Genomic DNA, 16,392 nt, shown 5'->3' on the forward strand with positions numbered 1-16,392 from the left:
AGAAAACCCCGATCGGCGGATCGCGAGAGGGCCCGAGCGTCAATGTCGATGGAAACGACCAGGCCCGGCAGCGATCCGCCTGACTGAGAAAACCCCGATCGGCGGATCGCGAGAGGGCCCGAGCGTCCATGTCGATGGAAACGACCAGGCCCGGCAGCGATCCGCCGTCCGGCCGGAACCAGGCCGACGCCTGGTCCTAGGCTCAGCCCCTCGCGGTCAGTTCCCCGAACCGGCGCACGGTCTCCTCGAGAAAGTCCAGCGCCTCGTTCACTGGAGCCGGGGTCTCCAGATCGACTCCCGCGTCGCGGAGGATGTCGAGCGGCCTCTTCGAAGAACCTGCCGAGAGGAAGCCGAGATACGCCTCCAGTGCGCCCGGCCGCCCCTCGAGTATCCGCCGGGACAGGGCCACGGCCGAGGAGAGGCCGGTGGCGTACTTGTAGACGTAGAAGTCGTAGTAGAAGTGCGGTATCCTGGCCCATTCCGCCTCGATCAGGGCGTCGTCGCCGGAAGTGTTCAGGGCTTCGCCGTGGTAGAGGCGGACCAGTTCGAGGTATCTCGAGTTCAGGAACTCGGGTGTGAGCGCTCCGCCCTCCTCGACCTCCCTGTGGATCAGCCACTCGAACTCGGCGAACATGGTCTGCCTGAAGACCGTGGTCCTGAAGTCGTTGACGAGCCTGTCCAGCAGGAAGGCCTTCATCCCGTCGTCGTCGGTCTTCTTCATCAGCATGTCCGCGAGGAGCATCTCGTTCGTCGTGGATGCGACCTCCGCCACGAGGATCCGGTAGTCGGAGGAATGGTAGGGCTGGTGCCTCCATGACAGGAGGCTGTGCATCGAGTGCCCGGCCTCGTGGGCGAGCGTGAACACCGAGTCGAGCGTGCCGCTGAAGTTGTGGAGGATGTACGGCATGGAGTCGGCGCATCCCGTCGAGTAGGCGCCGGAGCGCTTGCCGACGTTCTCGTACCTGTCCACCCAGCCGCTCCTGAATCCCTCCGACAGGTCGGCGACATACCTCCCGCCCAGGGGGCGGACCGCCTCCAGGGTCATCTCCACGGCCTCGTCATAGCTGTACTTGCGCGGAGAGTACTCGACCGCGGGCAGGTAGAGGTCGCAGGGGGACATCGTGCCGAGGCCGAGGGCGGCCTTCTTCGCGGCGTAGTAGCCGTGCATCACGGGCAGCCTGCCGTGGACTGCTGCGATGAGGGCCTCGTAGACGCCGGTACCGACCAGATCGTCGAAGAGCGAGGCCTCCAGCGCGGATGCATGCCTCCTCGCCCTGGCCATGAAGATGTGCGACTTCACCTGGCCGTTGAGGAGAGCGGCCGATGTGTTCAGATTCCCTGAAAGCTCCCTGTAGTACCCGTCGAATGCAGCCCTCCTGACCTTCGGATCCCTTTCCTCCATGAGCGGTACCAGATTCGAGTTGGTGAGCCTGGTCGGCCTGCCCTCGGCATCCGTTATCTCGGGCAGCCTGGCGGGCATGTCCACGTTGGAGAGCTTGCCGAATCCCGCATGGAATCCCTGGAGGGCGTCTCCCGACATCGCCAGGAGCTTCTCCTCGGGTTCTGAGAGGGTGTGGGGGCGGTATCTCAGCATCTCGCCCAGCCAGGAGGAATAACCTTCGAGCGCCGGGGTGCGGAGCCATTCCGACATCACGGCCGGATCGATCGACAGCAGTTCGGGCATGAAGAACGAGTGGGCCGTCGCGACCTCGTTCCTCCTGGCGGTGCACCTGTCGTCCATGGAGGAGTGGAGGGCGTTCGAGAGGTCCTCGTCCTGCCTCATGCTCGCGTAGAGGCCCAGCTTCTCGAGGACCCTCCTCTGTGCGAGCATCTCCGACACTGCATGGGCGAGCGTCTCCGGCGATTCGCCGAGCCTTCCCGCCCAGGCTGCGAACACGCGGCCGTAGCCCTCTGTGGCCCTGAAGGCCATCTCCCACTCTTCGTCGGACCTGAAGACGGCTTCGACCGACCATCTGTCCCCTGCCGCAACCTGATCTCTCCTCGGAGGCTGTCCAGACATCCCTTACCATCCTTCTTACATGATCCGGGCCCGATGCCCCTGCGGACATCCTGCCCGGGTATCTCTGCGCATCCCGTCCGTTCCCGGACGTCGATCCGATCCGCCAAGTATAGGCCGCGGGCCTCCGGTCCCGCCATGACCGCCCGGAGGGGACGTCGCGGCGGCGATGGCCCCGGAGGGCCTCATCGGCCATGTTCGAGGCATCGTACGCCACTGCTGCATCACCAGGAGGACGGATGCGCTCCCTAGCAAGAAGGAACCCACTGGCCGAGAGGATCGGCCTCTCCGGCAACCTCGGCAGGATGATGATCGGAGTCGCCCTGATGGCGGCCGCCGGAAACGTGTTCTCGTCGGTGATGCCGGACTTTCTCTTCAACGTCCTCCGCGTGGGCGGAGAAACCCGGGGGGCCCTGGAGGTCCCCAGGGAGCTCCCGGGATTCCTCCAGGTGGTCCTGGTGGGTCTGGTGGCTGGGATGGCCCGGGGGAGGGCCCTGAGCATCTGCTTCCTGGCCGGGGTGGTGAGTTTCCTAGTGCTGGCCGTCGCCGGCTCGTCCTTCGCGGTGTTCATGGCCTGCATGCTCCTCTGGTCGGCGGGCATGCACCTCTACGTACCCCTGAGGGACGCCCTGGCCATGGACCTCGGACCCGGGCGCGGGAGGGGCTGGATCCTCGGCACGGTGGGAGCCTACAGGTCCGCCGGACTGATGCTGGGAACCGGGATCGTCTGGGTCGTGCTGGGCAGGATCCATGGCGGCTTCGGCGCGGTATACGGTGCGGCCGCAGTCGTTCTGGCCCTCGGCTTCGCGCTGACCATGGCCATCCCCAGGGTGCGGGGCGACAGGACGGAGGGTGAGCCGGGGCCCTCCATGAAGGAACGGTTCGTCCTGCGCAGGGAATACAGGCTGTACTACATCCTCGCGATCCTCTTCGGGGCGAGGAAGCAGATCTTCCTGACATTCGCGCCATGGCTGCTGGTGAGCCTTTTCGACCAGAAGGCCCCCGACCTGGCTCTGGCGATGGGGGCTGCGGCGCTGCTCGGCCTGTTCTCGAAGCCGCTCTTCGGAGACCTCATAGACAGGTACGGGGAGAAGTCCGTCCTGACCGTGGAGTCGATCCTCGTGTTCGCCATGTGCATCGGGTACGCCGCTGCTCCCTCTGTCCTCGCACGGGGCGCGGCCCTGGCCGTCCTCTACTCGCTCTACGTCCTCGACGAACTCCTCTTCTCGCTGAGCATGGCCCGCACCACATACCTCTCGAGGATCGCCAGGTGCAGCGGCGACATCGTGCCGACCCTGGGCCTGGGCGGCACCCTCGACCATGCGGTCTCCATGCTGGTCCCCGCAGGTGCGGGACTCCTATGGGCGTTCCTGGGGCCCTGGTCGGTGTTCTGCCTCGCAGCCGTGGTGGCCGCCGTGAACCTCGTCTTCGTGAGGAAGATGGAATCCAGATAGAAAAGGCCCCCGGTCTCCCGGGGGCCCTCTCCGCTGTCTGGAATAAAGGCTACTCGGTATCCATCTGGTCGAGGGTGACGGCCCAGACGAAGCCCTCGGGCCCGATTTCCTGGGTCCAGAGGGTGTAGGTGTCGCCGTCCTCGTCTTCGGCCTTCATGTCCCAGGTTCCCGTGGTGATCTCGACATCGAAGGACTCGCCGGGCGCAAGGACGCGGGCGCCGAGACGGTCCTCGCTCCAGGGCGCGTCGGAGGGGTCGATGTAGATGTAGGAGATGTCCCAGCTGCCCAGGTCGTTCCTGACCGTGACAGTGGCGGGGACGGGGACGGGCCTTGTCGCGTCGATGTCCTCGGGCTTGACTGCGACGTCCGCACCGGCGGTCTCGCTGACGGCGATGCCCTCGTAGGTGTAGGTGAAGTCGGTGTCGTCGACGACCTGGATGTCATACGAGCCGGGCTCGACCCAGACGGTGATCTTCTCGTCCGGGAACACGATGTTGGAGCCCATGTACTCGGTGGTCGGCTCGGTGCCGGTGGGGTCGACGTAGAGGTACCACATGTCGTAGTCGACGAGGTTGTTGGTCAGGGTGATCGGGTAATGGCCCGTCCCGACGTGGACGTGCTCCCAGTTCAGGTCGTCGAGGGTGACTTCCTTGACGAAGCCCTCCTTGGGGACTGTGACGTTCTCGAAGAAGTAGCTGTCGTCATCCTCGTCGATCACGAGGATGTTGTACGTGCCGGGCAGGAACTGGAACTCGGCACTCTGGCCCGGCGTGAGGTCGGTGGCCTGCAGATCCTCGCCACGGCTGACCTGGGTGGTGGGGTAGATGTAGATCTGGGCGATGTCGTAATCACCGAGCGAATTGGTGACGGTGACGGGCACTGTCTTGGCGCAACCCGCTCCGAACAGTACGAGAGCGCCGGCAAGCAGCAGCAGGACTCTTCTCATCATCCCTCCATCGAGAGTTGTACGGCAAGGACCATGTCGAAACATGCGAGGCATACCCCGACCATCATCCGCGTATCATCGTAAAGCGCAGAACAGGTGTCCATACCGGTCGGTGCGCATGACCCGTGGCTCAGTCCATGTCGGACAGCGTCGGCGTCCAGGAGTAGCCGGAGGGGCCTACCTCGGCGCCGTAGCTGCTGTATGTGTCGCCGTCCTCGTCCTCGACCATGATGTCGTAGGTGCCGGGGGCCACGTTGACCGTGATGGTGTTGCCGGGCGACAGGATACGGGTGGAGCCCAGCCAGTCGTCTCCCCACTCGGTCATGTCGGACGAGCTGACGTAGACGAACCAGATCTCGTAGCTGCCGAGGCCGTTCGTGATCCTGACGGGGCAGCTTCCGGAACCCGCCTCGAAGTCCATGCCGGCCTGCATGTCGGAACCGAAGGTGTCGGCATCGATCTCATGGGCGAGGATGTCGTCGACGGTCATGCCGGAGCCGGCGAGACCCTCGTCGATGGCGTCCTTCATGAACTGCTCGAAGTCGAGCCTCCATGCTCCGTCTTCCAGCACGAACTCGGTGGTCTCGTCGCCGTCGATGGTGGCGGTGACGACCTGCGCCCTGTCGCCGGTGATGGTGACAGACGTGATGTCGCGCGAGAGGTCGGACATGTCGACTTCCGACATCATCTCGGTGAGGAGCTCGCTGCCGGTGTCACCCATGCCCATGCCGTAGAACTGGAAGGCCTCGGCCAGATCGTCGAGGAAGGTGCGGGTGTTGGAGCTCATCATGTCGTAGGTGGCCTGGTAGTCTCCCGCCTCCAGATTGTCGGTGAGGTCGTTGTAGGCGGTGCGTACAGCCTGCTCCTCGGGTGATCTGCCGCATGCGGAAACCGCGAGGAGTAGCACGAACAGCGATGTGAGCAGCCTGTTCAAAATACCTCCATTCCCCCTGTCGGGCTTGATCGAACCAGCCAGCGATGTTAGCGTACTCGTATCCGCTCCCCGTGTCAACATCCGGGTCGGGGTCCGCAAGGAGTTCTGCATCGGTGGGTGGCCTTGGCTGAAGAGACCGGCGATTATCCCGTCAGGCTGCGCTTCCCCCGCGAGGGGGAGACGGATCCGGTGACCGGGCTGCCCCCCAGGAAGGCGCTGGACGAGGATCTCCCCAGGCTCCTGAGGCTCATGGCGGTGGAGCGGCTCCCACTCTCCGCAGTGATGATCGACATCGACCACTTCAAGCTTTTCAACGACAGATGGGGCCATTCCATCGGCGACATGGTCCTGCTGCACGTCTCCAGGATCATCAGGGAGAGCGTCCGGTACAGGGGGGAGGCCTACAGGTACGGCGGCGAGGAGATCACGGTCCTCCTGCCCAACTTCGACAGATCCGAGGGTCTCGCGGCGGCCTCCAGGATGGTGAGTACGGTCGGGCATTCGCCTCTCTCGATCCCCGCCGACGATCCCTCGATCCCCGTCTCCGCAAGGGTCCAGGCGCCCGGTGACAGCTCCGGTACGGTCAGCCTCGGAGTCGAGATCTCCGCCGGGGTCTGCAGCACCCTGGACGTCACCGGTGCCGAACTCATAGTGATGGCCGACAAGGCGCTCTACGAGGCGAAGGAATCAGGCAGGAACCGCGCTGTCGAGTTCACGCCCAGGCTCAACTCCGAATCCAGGACGTTCAAGATCGGGGTCACCTATTTCGGCAAGAGCCCGATCTTCGACAGGAACAGGCTGATCATCAAGGCCTGGTTCCCCAAGCCCGATGCCCAGGAGATAGAGGCGAGGGAGATCACCTTCCTCGACTCGATCGTCAGCGAGCCCCTGTCGCTGGCGTCTCCTCCGGGCGGTCTCATCAACCAGGAGATCCCCGGGCGGGTGGTCTTCGTCGAGAACAGGGGCAACTACACCTGGTTCGAGTTCGAGATCCGCGAGGAGGTCTTCGAACTGATGTGGAGCCAGGTCAGGAACAGGAACGCTTCGGGCGGATCGGCTTGAGGACGATCCTGAGGTGCGCCTCTGTCAGGACGGGACGGGGGACGCCGCTGGGGCCCAGTGAGATCTCCGTGCGCGACGGCATGATAGAGCGGATCGTCCCGCTCGGGGGGGAAGTCCCCCCCTGTCACGCCATCCCGTCCTTCTTCGATGCGCACTGCCATCTCCTCTGGATGGGCATGGAGAAGGCCGGCCTCGACCTCTCGGGCTGCCGGAGCGCTGCCGACATGCTCGACGCGCTGGCCGGAGCCCCGGCGGGGGATGAAGGGGCGATAGTCAGGGGCGAGAAGTGGGACGAGAGCTCCTGGAGCGGGGCTTCGCTCCCGTCCCTGGATGAACTCGACTCGGCCTCGAGGGGCAGACCGGTCATGCTCCGGAGGGTGTGCGGACATGCCGCCCTCGTCAATTCGGCGATGCTCGGGCTGCTCAGGTCCAGGGAGCCGGGCACCTCCACCTCGGGCGGGGGAGGGAGCGCACTCGTAGTCGAAGGCCCCGTACTCAGGGCGTACGAGCTGTTCCCCCCCACGGACCGCGAGTTCGTGTCCGCCATGCAGTCGGCGGCCGGGATCGCCTTCTCCGAGGGTGTCACCGGGCTCGCCACCACCGAGTCGCCCGGGCATGCCCTGATGATGCCCGGAATACTCCCGCCGGAACTGTCGGTATCCGTCAGCGTGTTCGCGGACGATCCCGCCGCGTGGCCGGATGCCTGGACCTCCGGCAGGGTGGCGGTCAGAGGCGCCAAGATGTTCCTCGACGGCGGATTCGGCGCGAGGACCGCCTCCACGGACGGAGCCTACTCCGACGGATCTTCATGCGCTCCATGCATCGACGGACGGCGGCTTGCCCTCCTCGTGGGGGAGGCGAGGAACAGGGGCCTGGTGCCGGTGGTGCACGCCATAGGAGCCCGGGCTCTCCGCCTGCTCGATTCGGCTGGAATGATCCCGGCGGGCCCCGGACAGCCCCCGGAGATCAGGGTCGAGCACGCCGAGGATCTGGAACCGGCGTGGCCGGGCACATGGAGGCGCGATGTCCACGTCTTCTCGATGCAGCCGAACTTCGTAAGGCGCTGGCAGGGCCCCGGGGGGATGTACGCGGAGAGGCTGGGAGAAGCCCGCGCGCGCAGGCTGAATCCCTTCGCCCTTCCGCTCGCGGCCGGCTTCAGGCTCGGATTCGGCAGCGACGGGATGCCGTTCGGTCCCCTGTGGGGCATCCGCGGCGCCATCGGGCACCCCGAGCCCTCCTTCCGCCTCGGCCCGGAGGATGCCCTGAACGCCTATACCCTCGAAGCCGCATCCATATCGGGCTTCGGCGATCTGGCCGGACCCCTCGCCCCCGGCAGGCGGGCGGACCTGGTGCTCCTCGACGGCGATCCCGGTATTCCGTATCAGGATCCGCCGAAGGTGCTGCTCACGATGGCCGGAGGGAGAGTCGTCCACCTGGACGCGGGTCTCCCCGGAGGGAGCCTCGGACATGACGGACTGGCGTGACCTGGAATCGGTCCTGCGCGATGCGGTGTCGAGGGGTCTGGAAGAGGATGCGGCATTCTCGGATTCGGCCGTCGAAGCCCTCGGCGCGAACGCCTCGAGACGGGCACGGGCGGCTGCAGTCGCGAGAGGCAGGCTCGTCCTCTGCGGATGGCGGGCCGTCGAGATGGTCTTCGAAACGCTCGGCGGAGGGGTCGATGCATCCAGGTCGGCTGCCGACGGTGAGGCAGTGGAACGGGGATGCCGCATCGGCATCCTGTCGGGACCTGCCGGGATCCTCCTGCGGGGCGAGAGGACGGCGCTCAACATCCTCAACAGGATGAGCGGCATCGCGACTGCCACCAGGCTCCTCGTGGAGGCCGTCGAAGGCACGGGTGCCGAGATACTGGACACCAGGAAGACGACACCGGGGCTCCGCGCGCTGGAGAGATATGCCGTCAGATGCGGCGGAGGGCGCAACCACAGGTTCGACCTGCACGAGATGGCCATGTTCAAGGACAACCACTGGCTGGCGGCCGGGAGTCCGGAGGCCCTGGCGGAAGCCGTGTCCTCGGCCCGGAGCGCCGGCATCCCCGTGGAGGTCGAGATAGACAGCCTCGACCAGCTCGATGCGGTGCTGGAGATGCACCCCGGCAGGATCCTCCTGGACAACATGGGCGTGGCCGAGATGAGCGAGGCGGTCAGGCGGGCAAGGGGGTCGGGCGTATACATGGAGGCTTCCGGCGGCATAAGCCTCGCTACCGCAAGGGATGCGGCAGGCACGGGCGTGGACGGGATCTCGACCGGGAGCATCACGCATTCCGCCCCTGCTGCCGACATCTCACTGGACTGGGAGGAGTAGAGTGCCTTCGGGAGCGGCAACCACTCCCGGGGCCGACCAGGCAGTTCCCCATTCCGCAGCCGACATCTCACCTGACCGGGAGGATTAGAGTGCCTTCAGGAGTGACGACCGCACTCGCGATGGACGTCGGGAACACCAAGACGGCGATCGGGCTCTTCGAGGGTGGCGATCTGCTCAGGAGCTGGCGCGTGTCGACCCGGCACTGGACCCCGGACGAACTGGGGCTGCTGCTCCGCGCCATGCTCGAAGGCAGGGGGGAGCAGCCGCCCGCACTGCTGTCGTTCGCCACCGTCGTGCCTCAGGTGAGGCATTCCATCGAGAAGGCCGCGGCAGACTACCTGGGTGCCGACGTCATCGAGGTCTGCGCGGCGACCTCTGGCATCAGGGCATCCTATCCCAGGCCCGAGGAGCTCGGGCCCGACAGGATAGCGAACGCCGTCGCGGCGGTCCTCCTCGGGAACCTGCCGGCCATAGTGGCCGATTTCGGAACGGCCACGACCTTCGACGTCATCGACGCCCGGGGCGAGTATCTGGGCGGTGCGATCGCCCCCGGGATAGGTACGGCCGCATCCGAGCTCTTCAAGAAGGCGGAGCTCCTCAATCCGGTCGATCTCGACCTGCCCGGCAGCGCTCTGGGGAGGACCACGGCCGAGGCCGTGAGGTCGGGGGTGCTGCTCGGTTCTGCAGGGGCGGCCGACAGGCTGGTGGAACTCCTCTCCCCGTTCGCCGGGGACGGAGCCGTGCACCTGGCGACCGGAGGATGGGCGGAGGGGATAGCCGGGGTCTGCAGGACGCCCTTCGTCGTCATCCCGGCGCTCACCCTGATGGGTGTCAACGAGGTGGGGAGGAGATGCAGGGAGGGTTTGTCGAGATGTCCCGGAAGGTAGTGCTCGGCATCACATCGAGCGCGGCTGCCTACAAGGGGGTCGCGCTGGCATCCATGCTCAGGAGGAGCGGGTTCGAGGTGGAGGGAGTGCTCTCCGGTCCCGCCACCAGGCTCATAGGCCCGGCCCAGCTGGCGTGCGTCACAGGCAGGGCGGTCCACACCGACCTCTTCCCGGCCCAGCCGGCCGATCCCATCCCGCACATCAGTCTCAGCGAGTCTGCAGCACTGGCGGTTGTCGCCCCCGCCACGGCCCATTTCCTGGCGAGGATGGCCTGGGGCTTCGCGGACGACCTCCTCACCTCGACGATCCTGGCATGCGACTGCCCCGTGGTGGTCGCCCCTTCGATGAACAGCAGGATGTGGGCCAACCCGGCCACGAGGGAGAACGTGCAGAAACTCGCGTCGAGGGGGATCCGCATCGCCGGTCCCGTCAGCGGGGCTCTAGCCTGCGGCACTTCGGGCGAAGGCAGGATGATGGAGCCCGAGGACATCCTCTCGATCTGCCTCGGGATACTCGGAACGGGAGCCTGATGGGCTGCGATCCGGTCGAGACCGTCAGATGGGCTTCCGGAGCCGTGAGGATTCTCGACCAGAGAGCGCTCCCCGGCAGTGTCGAATACCTGGACTGCCGCACCGTGGGCGAACTCGCCCATGCCATAAGGACCCTCGCGGTCAGGGGCGCCCCGGCCATAGGCATCGCAGCCGCCTACGGAGCGGCCCTCGCGGCTCTCACTGCCTCCCCGGGACCGGGTTTCGCGGGCGGGGTCGAGGCGGGCATGGACCTGCTGGAGGCCACGAGGCCGACGGCCGTGAACCTGTCCCGCGCCCTGACATCACAGAGAGCGGTTCTCCGCGACCCCGGGAACTCCGGCGTGATCTTCGAGGCCCTGCTCGCGAACGCGGACTCGATCCTCGCTGCGGATCTCGAGGCATCGCGCCTGATGGGCCGTCACGGAGCCTCCCTCCTGGGGCCGGGATCCCGCCTCCTGACCCACTGCAACGCCGGCGCTCTCGCGACCGGAGGCCTCGGGACGGCGCTCGCCGTGTTCTACGAGGCATGGGACAGGGGCCTCCTCGCCTCGGCCTTCGCCGACGAGACCAGGCCTCTCCTCCAGGGTTCCAGGCTTACGGCATGGGAACTCGCGCGGGCGGGGATCCCCGTCACCGTCCTGCCCGACTCGGCCGCGGCCGGACTGCTGGCCTCCGGGGCCGTCGACGCGGTCTTCACCGGCGCCGACAGGATCGCCTGCAACGGGGACGTCGCGAACAAGCTAGGAACCTATCCGCTGGCCCTCGCAGCGCGCGAGGCGGGCATCCCGTTCTACGTCGTGGCCCCGCTCTCCACCTTCGATCCCTGGACACCGGACGGACCCGCCATCCCGATCGAGCAGAGGGACGGGGGGGAGGTGACGTCCATGGGAGGCTGCAGGACCGCCCCCGCCGGAGTCTCCGTCTACAACCCCGCATTCGACGTGACGCCGGCCCGCCTCGTCTCGGCGTACGTCTGTGAACTGGGCGCGATGCGCGGCAGTCCGAAGGATGCGATGAGAGCGTTGACAGGAGGTTCCTGAGACGGTACTTTAAGCGACTGGAGGCAGTGGGGTCCTCCGATCGGGTCCGGGCGCGGTTCGGCGCGACATGGGGAAGGGCCCGCGGAGTCGGCTGGGTTTCTCAGGGGGGCCGGGGGCTTCCTCCAGATCCGGAGGCGTGACTTGGGCAGAGCCGTCGGGATAGACCTGGGTACGACCAATTCGTGCATGGCCGTGGCCGAGGGCGGAGAGATCGTGGTCATCCCCTCCGGCGAAGGCCAGCGGGTGATGCCGTCCGTGGTGGCCTTCACGGCCAAGGGCGAACGACTCGTGGGCCTCGTGGCCAAACGGCAGGCCATCACCAATCCCCGGAACACCATATGGAGCATCAAGCGGCTGATGGGCCGGCACTTCGAGGAAGTCTCGGAGGAGCGGATGAACGTCAGCTACGAGGTCCGGGACAACGAGAAGGGCGATGCCGTGGTGCGCGTCTTCGACCGCGACTACACCCCGCCCGAGATCTCCGCCATGATCCTCCAGCGCCTCAAGAGCAGAGCCGAGGAATTCCTGGGCGAGCCGGTCACCGAGGCCGTGATCACTGTACCCGCCTATTTCAACGAGGTCCAGAGGGAGGCCACGAAGGCCGCCGGCAGGATAGCCGGGTTCGAGGTCAGGCGCGTCCTGAACGAGCCCACGGCAGCCGCGCTGGCCTTCATGGAGCCGACCGAGAGGAAGCGCCTCGCCGTGTACGACCTGGGCGGAGGCACCTTCGACATCAGCATCCTGCAGGTCGTGAACGGCGTGTTCGAGGTCATGGCCACCAGCGGCAACACCCACCTCGGCGGCGACGACTTCGACGCCAGGATCGTCGAATGGATCATCTCCGAATTCAAGCGCGAGCACGGCCTCGACCTCAGCTCCGACCCCGTCGCCCTCCAGAGGATCCGTGAGGCGGCCGAGCGTGCGAAGTGCGAGCTCTCGACGGTTCTCGAAGCCGGGATCAACCTGCCCTTCATCGCTTCCGACGAGGAGGGGCCGAAGCACCTCGAGATGTCGCTCACGAGAGGCCTGCTCGAGAGCCTCATAGAGGATCTGGTCAAGCTCACGCGGGAACCCTCCGAGAAGGCGCTCAACGACGCCTCCGTCAGACCCGAGGAGATCGATCACGTGCTCCTGGTGGGCGGCTCCACGAGGATGCCCTTCGTGCGGAAGATGGTCGAGGACATCTTCCACCAGAAGCCCGCCCACAGCGTCAACCCCGACGAGGTCGTCGGCATAGGCGCCGCGGTGGAGGCTTCCGTCCTCACGGGTCAGAGGAAGGACCTGGTCCTTCTCGACGTGACCCCGCTCACTCTCGGTGTCGAGACGCTCGGCGGGGTGATGGCGCCGATCGTCGAGAGGAACACTCCCATTCCCATCAAGCGCAGCAGGATGTTCACATCGGCCGTCGACAACCAGCAGGTGGTGAGCATCCACGTCCTGCAGGGCGAGAGGGAGCTGGCCGAGGGCAACAGGAGCCTCGGACGCTTCGAACTCGTGGGGATCCCGCCGGCCAAGCGCGGCGCCCCGAGGATAGAGGTCTCGTTCGAGATCGACTCGAACGGACTGCTGAGCGTCTCCGCGAAGGACGCGATCACCGGGCGGCTCCAGTCCATGCGGGTCAATCCCAGCGGGGGGCTCTCGGAGGACGAGATACACAGACTGATGAAGGAGGCCGAGGCCAACGCCGAGATCGACAAGGCCAGGATGAGGCTCGTCGAATCCCGGAATGCCGCCGACCAGGCCATCTACGATGCACAGAGGGTGCTCGAGGCTGCCAAGAAGCATCTCGAGAAGGAATCATGGGAGGAACTGGACACTGCGCTTGTCTCCCTGCGGATGACCAGGGACACGACCGACAGGGTCAGGATCGCGAAGGAGACCAGCCGGACGTCCGAGCTGGTGACGCAGGTGTCGAGGCTCATAGAAGTGCTCGACAGCGGCTCGATAGGAGCCTCGGAAGAGCAGGACCAGCTCTATGTCCTCGAGGACAGCCCCGAAGAGCCGCACGAGCTGTAGCTCTTGATCCGGCCCCCGCACATGCCCCCGCATGACCGTCCTTCGGTGACGGTGAGGCGGAGCGCCCCCACACGGAGAGTCCGATGACAGCCAGGAACCCGTACGAGGTGCTGGGCGTCCCGAGGGATGCCGGCACGGACGAGATAAAGAAGGCCTACCGGAAGGCGGCGATGGAGTGCCATCCCGACCGCAATCCCGGCGACAGGGCGGCAGAGGAGCGCTTCAAGGAGATCACCCTCGCGTACGAGATCCTGAGCGATCCCGACAAGAGGGCTCGATTCGACAGGTTCGGAACCGCCGACGGAGGGCCCGACATGTCGGATGTCTTCTCGGGGTTCGGCCTGGACGACGCCATCAGGTCGTTCATGGATGCCTTCGGATGGGGAGCGGGGGGATTCGGGTCGATGTCGGGCGCCGGATCGGGTAGGGGAGCCGGCCCGTCCGCTTCGGGTCCGGACATAGAGGTCGATGTCGATCTCGCACTGCAGGAGGCTGCCCACGGAGGCCCCAGGGAGATCAGGGTGAAGAGGAACGAGCCCTGCCCTGCCTGCGGGGGCACAGGCCACGATGCAGCCGCCGGCTTCGACGAATGCCGCGAGTGCTCCGGAGCCGGGAGGGTCCGCACCGCCAGGAGGACGCTGCTGGGCACCTTCCAGTCGGTCTCCGGCTGCCGGGCCTGCGGAGGCTCGGGCCGCATCGCACGGAAGAAGTGCGCCTCGTGCAGGGGCGCCGGCTCGGAGCAGGTGGAGAGGTCCATCTCCGTCGAGGTCCCCGCCGGGATCTCGGAGGGGTATTCGATAAGGCTGCGCGGGCAGGGAGACCACCCCGGCGGCACCGTCCCGGGAGATCTCGTCCTGCATGTCAGGAGCGTCGACTACGGCCCCTTCTCGCGCAGCGGCGACAACCTGGTGTATCCGCTGACTGTGAGCTTCCCCGATGCCGCCCTGGGATCGGGCTTCGACATCCCCACGGTGGAGGGCGGGACCAGGAGGATCGATCTCCCGCCAGGCACCCAGCCCGGTGATGTGGTGAGCATCCGTGGCGCCGGGATGGGCAGGCTCCGCGGCAGGGGCAGGGGCGACCTCGAGGTGAGGATCTCCGTGTACGTTCCCAGGAGGCTCAGCCAGTCGGAGAAGAAGGCCCTGAAGGAACTGGCCGGATCGGGCAACTTCCGCAAGGGGTGAGGGCGTCACGCCCGGGAGGGCAGGTCATGCACACCGACCTCTCGAGGCTCGAGTTCGACAGAGTCCTTGCCATCGTCTCCTCGCTGGCCGGCAGCGCGAGGGGGGCCGGGCTCGTCACGCGGCTCGAACCGGCCGCCGACAGGGCGGAATCGGTGTCGCTCGCGCTCGAGACCATAGAGGCAGCCTCGCTCCTCGCTGCAGGCGCATCCCTGCCGGGAGCCTCGGCCGATCCTCTGTTCGACGTCATCTCCCTCCTCGAGACCGGGGCCGTGGCCCTGGAACCGGCGTCCCTCCGGGCCGCCGCCGAGGCGCTGGACTCACTCTCGTCCTTCCGTGCCCGCCTCGACGCGACGGGTCTGCCCTGGAGGGATGGCGTCCTCGCCGACAGGCTCCTGGAACTTCCGGACCTGGCGCCTCTCACCCGGCATCTGCTCAGGATCACGACGCCGGAGGGAACCGTGGCTCCCGATGCCTCCGATCTCCTGGCCAGGCTCGCCCGTTCGGCCGCGAGGCTGCGTGACGGGCTGGCGAGGGATGCCGCGAAGATTTCGGAGAGGATGGTGGCGGCTGGAGTATCGCGGGACGCGCCGCCGACCCTCAGGGACGGCAGGACGGTTATCCCGGTGGTCGCCGCCAGGCGCGCCTCCGTCCCCGGGATGATCCATGACAGGTCGGATTCCGGGAGCACTCTCTTCATCGAGCCCGCCGAACTGCTCGAAACCGGCAACAGGCTGCAGGAGACGCTCATGGAGATGGCCCAGGAGGAGCGGAGGATCCTCCGCGAGGCGACAGCCCTGCTCCGTGAGAGCGCCGGGCCCGTGAAGGCCGGCGCCCGCTCGGCTGTGCTCCTGGACTGCATCTTCGCCAGGGCCAGGTACCACATGGAAGCCGGGACGACATTCCCGCCGGAAGGTCCGCTTGACCTCAGGTCGGCCAGGCATCCCCTCATCCCCGGGGCCGAGTCGGTCGCCAACGACATCTCGTTCCCGGCCGACTGGAGGGCCGTCGTGATAAGCGGTCCGAACGCCGGCGGCAAGACCGTCCTGGTCAAGACCATCGGGCTGGCGGTCTGCGGAAGCCAGAGCGGCCTGGGCGCACTGGCGGCGCCCGGATCGTCGCTGCCTCATTTCTCGACGATCCTCGTGTCGATCGGCGACAGGCAGTCGCTGTCCGAGAGGCTCAGCACCTTCTCCGCCAGATTGAAGGACGAGATCGGGATGCTCGATTCCGCCGACGGAGGGACTCTCGCGATCATAGACGAACCTGCCGGGGGCACCGATCCGCTCACCGGCTCGGCCCTCGCTGCCGTCCTGCTGGAAGGCCTGGCCGGGAAGGGGGCGAGGGTCGTGACCACGACCCATCTCGGCCAGCTCAAGTCGCTGGCGTCCACACACCAGGGCTTCTACAACGCCTGCATGAACTTCGACGAGGAGAGCCTCTCGCCGGACTACGGCTTCAGATTCGGGACACCGGGCTCCTCCTACACGTTCGAGATCGCTCTCAGGATGGGCTTTCCCGCACCCCTCCTCGAGAGGGCGTCGGGGCTGTCCCAGGACGCATTCCGGCTCGACAGGCTCATCGCCCAGCTCGATTCGGAGATCCAGGCGCTGGAAGGGGAGCGAGCCGAGGCAAGGGCCTTGGCGGAGAAGGCGGAGAAGCTGGGGGCGGAATTCGAGGAACTCGCCGAGCTCCAGAGGCGCGATGCGTCGAGACAGAGGGAGGAGGCGGCACGGAAGGCCGACGAGCTCATCCGCGACCTCAACTCCCGCGCGGACTCCATGCTGTCGCGGCTGCGCAGCACCGATGCCGGGGAGAGGAAGGCCGCGAGAAGGGCCATCCGGGAGCTCTCATCCCCGATCCCGGCGCCTCCGCCGAAGCCCGCGCAGGGGGGGGGGGGGGGGGGGGGGGGGGGGGGGGGGGGGGGGGGGGGGGGGGGGGGGGGGGGGGGGGGGGGGGGGGGGGGGGGGGGGGGGGGGGGGGGGGGGGGGGGGGGGGGGGGG

The 16,392-nt window shown here is 67.0% G+C and carries 13 protein-coding genes; 10 read left to right on the forward strand and 3 right to left on the reverse strand.

All coding sequences use genetic code 11. The features are described from left to right. Window positions 1-202: 202 nt before the first annotated feature. The gene (gene pepF, locus QUS11_06920; GenBank protein MDM7993030.1) at window positions 203-2,020 is read right to left on the reverse strand and encodes an oligoendopeptidase F; all 1,818 of its coding nucleotides are present in this window, start codon (window positions 2,018-2,020) and stop codon (window positions 203-205) included. 236 nt (window positions 2,021-2,256) lie between these two features. On the opposite strand from pepF, the gene QUS11_06925 reads away from it, so the two are divergent. Then, window positions 2,257-3,471: an MFS transporter gene (locus tag QUS11_06925; GenBank protein ID MDM7993031.1), complete on the forward strand. Its 1,215-nt coding sequence runs from the start codon at window positions 2,257-2,259 to the stop codon at window positions 3,469-3,471. 49 nt (window positions 3,472-3,520) lie between these two features. On the opposite strand, the gene QUS11_06930 is transcribed toward QUS11_06925, so the two are convergent. Both QUS11_06930 and QUS11_06935 read right to left on the reverse strand, forming a co-directional pair. After that, complete coding sequence (locus tag QUS11_06930) at window positions 3,521-4,417, reverse strand: hypothetical protein (protein MDM7993032.1); 897 nt, start codon at window positions 4,415-4,417, stop codon at window positions 3,521-3,523. Between the two features lie 130 nt (window positions 4,418-4,547). Further along, the gene (locus QUS11_06935; GenBank protein MDM7993033.1) at window positions 4,548-5,351 is read right to left on the reverse strand and encodes a hypothetical protein; all 804 of its coding nucleotides are present in this window, start codon (window positions 5,349-5,351) and stop codon (window positions 4,548-4,550) included. A 123-nt stretch (window positions 5,352-5,474) separates the two neighbouring features. Here QUS11_06935 and QUS11_06940 point away from each other — a divergent pair, with 123 nt between their 5' ends. The 9 genes from QUS11_06940 to QUS11_06980 form a co-directional block, all read left to right on the forward strand. Then, entirely contained in the window at window positions 5,475-6,413 is a 939-nt protein-coding gene (locus tag QUS11_06940; GenBank protein ID MDM7993034.1) for a GGDEF domain-containing protein, read from the forward strand. Further along, window positions 6,410-7,897, forward strand: a complete 1,488-nt coding sequence (locus QUS11_06945) for an amidohydrolase family protein (protein MDM7993035.1) — start codon at window positions 6,410-6,412, stop codon at window positions 7,895-7,897. Before QUS11_06940 ends, QUS11_06945 begins: the two co-directional genes overlap by 4 nt. Next, window positions 7,881-8,735, forward strand: a complete 855-nt coding sequence (nadC, locus tag QUS11_06950; protein MDM7993036.1) for a carboxylating nicotinate-nucleotide diphosphorylase — start codon at window positions 7,881-7,883, stop codon at window positions 8,733-8,735. Before QUS11_06945 ends, nadC begins: the two co-directional genes overlap by 17 nt. 89 nt (window positions 8,736-8,824) lie before the next feature. After that, window positions 8,825-9,622 (forward strand): type III pantothenate kinase, encoded by a 798-nt coding sequence (locus QUS11_06955; GenBank protein MDM7993037.1) that lies wholly within the window; start codon window positions 8,825-8,827, stop codon window positions 9,620-9,622. Continuing rightward, window positions 9,607-10,152, forward strand: a complete 546-nt coding sequence (locus QUS11_06960; protein MDM7993038.1) for a flavoprotein — start codon at window positions 9,607-9,609, stop codon at window positions 10,150-10,152. Before QUS11_06955 ends, QUS11_06960 begins: the two co-directional genes overlap by 16 nt. Next, window positions 10,152-11,192, forward strand: coding sequence for an S-methyl-5-thioribose-1-phosphate isomerase (mtnA, locus tag QUS11_06965; GenBank protein MDM7993039.1), 1,041 nt, complete (start codon window positions 10,152-10,154; stop codon window positions 11,190-11,192). The genes QUS11_06960 and mtnA overlap by 1 nt, the downstream gene beginning before the upstream one ends. A 141-nt stretch (window positions 11,193-11,333) precedes the next feature. Next, window positions 11,334-13,208 carry a molecular chaperone DnaK gene (gene dnaK / locus QUS11_06970; GenBank protein ID MDM7993040.1) on the forward strand — a complete coding sequence of 625 codons (1,875 nt, stop codon included), beginning with the start codon at window positions 11,334-11,336 and terminating at the stop codon, window positions 13,206-13,208. Between the two features lie 83 nt (window positions 13,209-13,291). Then, entirely contained in the window at window positions 13,292-14,392 is a 1,101-nt protein-coding gene (locus QUS11_06975) for a J domain-containing protein (protein ID MDM7993041.1), read from the forward strand. A gap of 26 nt (window positions 14,393-14,418) precedes the next feature. Next, the coding region (locus tag QUS11_06980; protein ID MDM7993042.1) for a hypothetical protein at window positions 14,419-16,392 on the forward strand (1,974 nt) is incomplete at its 3' end.

It is taken from the genome of Candidatus Fermentibacter sp. (assembly GCA_030373045.1).
In the GTDB taxonomy this organism is placed as follows: Bacteria; Fermentibacterota; Fermentibacteria; order Fermentibacterales; family Fermentibacteraceae; genus Fermentibacter.

What these genes read in the sequence shown, in the direction of transcription:
- nadC (MDM7993036.1), top strand. Translation starts at nt 7,881, where the DNA reads ATGACGGACTGGCGTGACCTGGAATCGGTCCTGCGCGATGCGGTGTCG.
- pepF (MDM7993030.1), bottom strand. Translation starts at nt 2,020, where the DNA reads ATGTCTGGACAGCCTCCGAGGAGAGATCAGGTTGCGGCAGGGGACAGA.
- QUS11_06925 (MDM7993031.1), top strand. Translation starts at nt 2,257, where the DNA reads ATGCGCTCCCTAGCAAGAAGGAACCCACTGGCCGAGAGGATCGGCCTC.
- QUS11_06960 (MDM7993038.1), top strand. Translation starts at nt 9,607, where the DNA reads ATGTCCCGGAAGGTAGTGCTCGGCATCACATCGAGCGCGGCTGCCTAC.
- QUS11_06975 (MDM7993041.1), top strand. Translation starts at nt 13,292, where the DNA reads ATGACAGCCAGGAACCCGTACGAGGTGCTGGGCGTCCCGAGGGATGCC.
- QUS11_06930 (MDM7993032.1), bottom strand. Translation starts at nt 4,417, where the DNA reads ATGAGAAGAGTCCTGCTGCTGCTTGCCGGCGCTCTCGTACTGTTCGGA.
- mtnA (MDM7993039.1), top strand. Translation starts at nt 10,152, where the DNA reads ATGGGCTGCGATCCGGTCGAGACCGTCAGATGGGCTTCCGGAGCCGTG.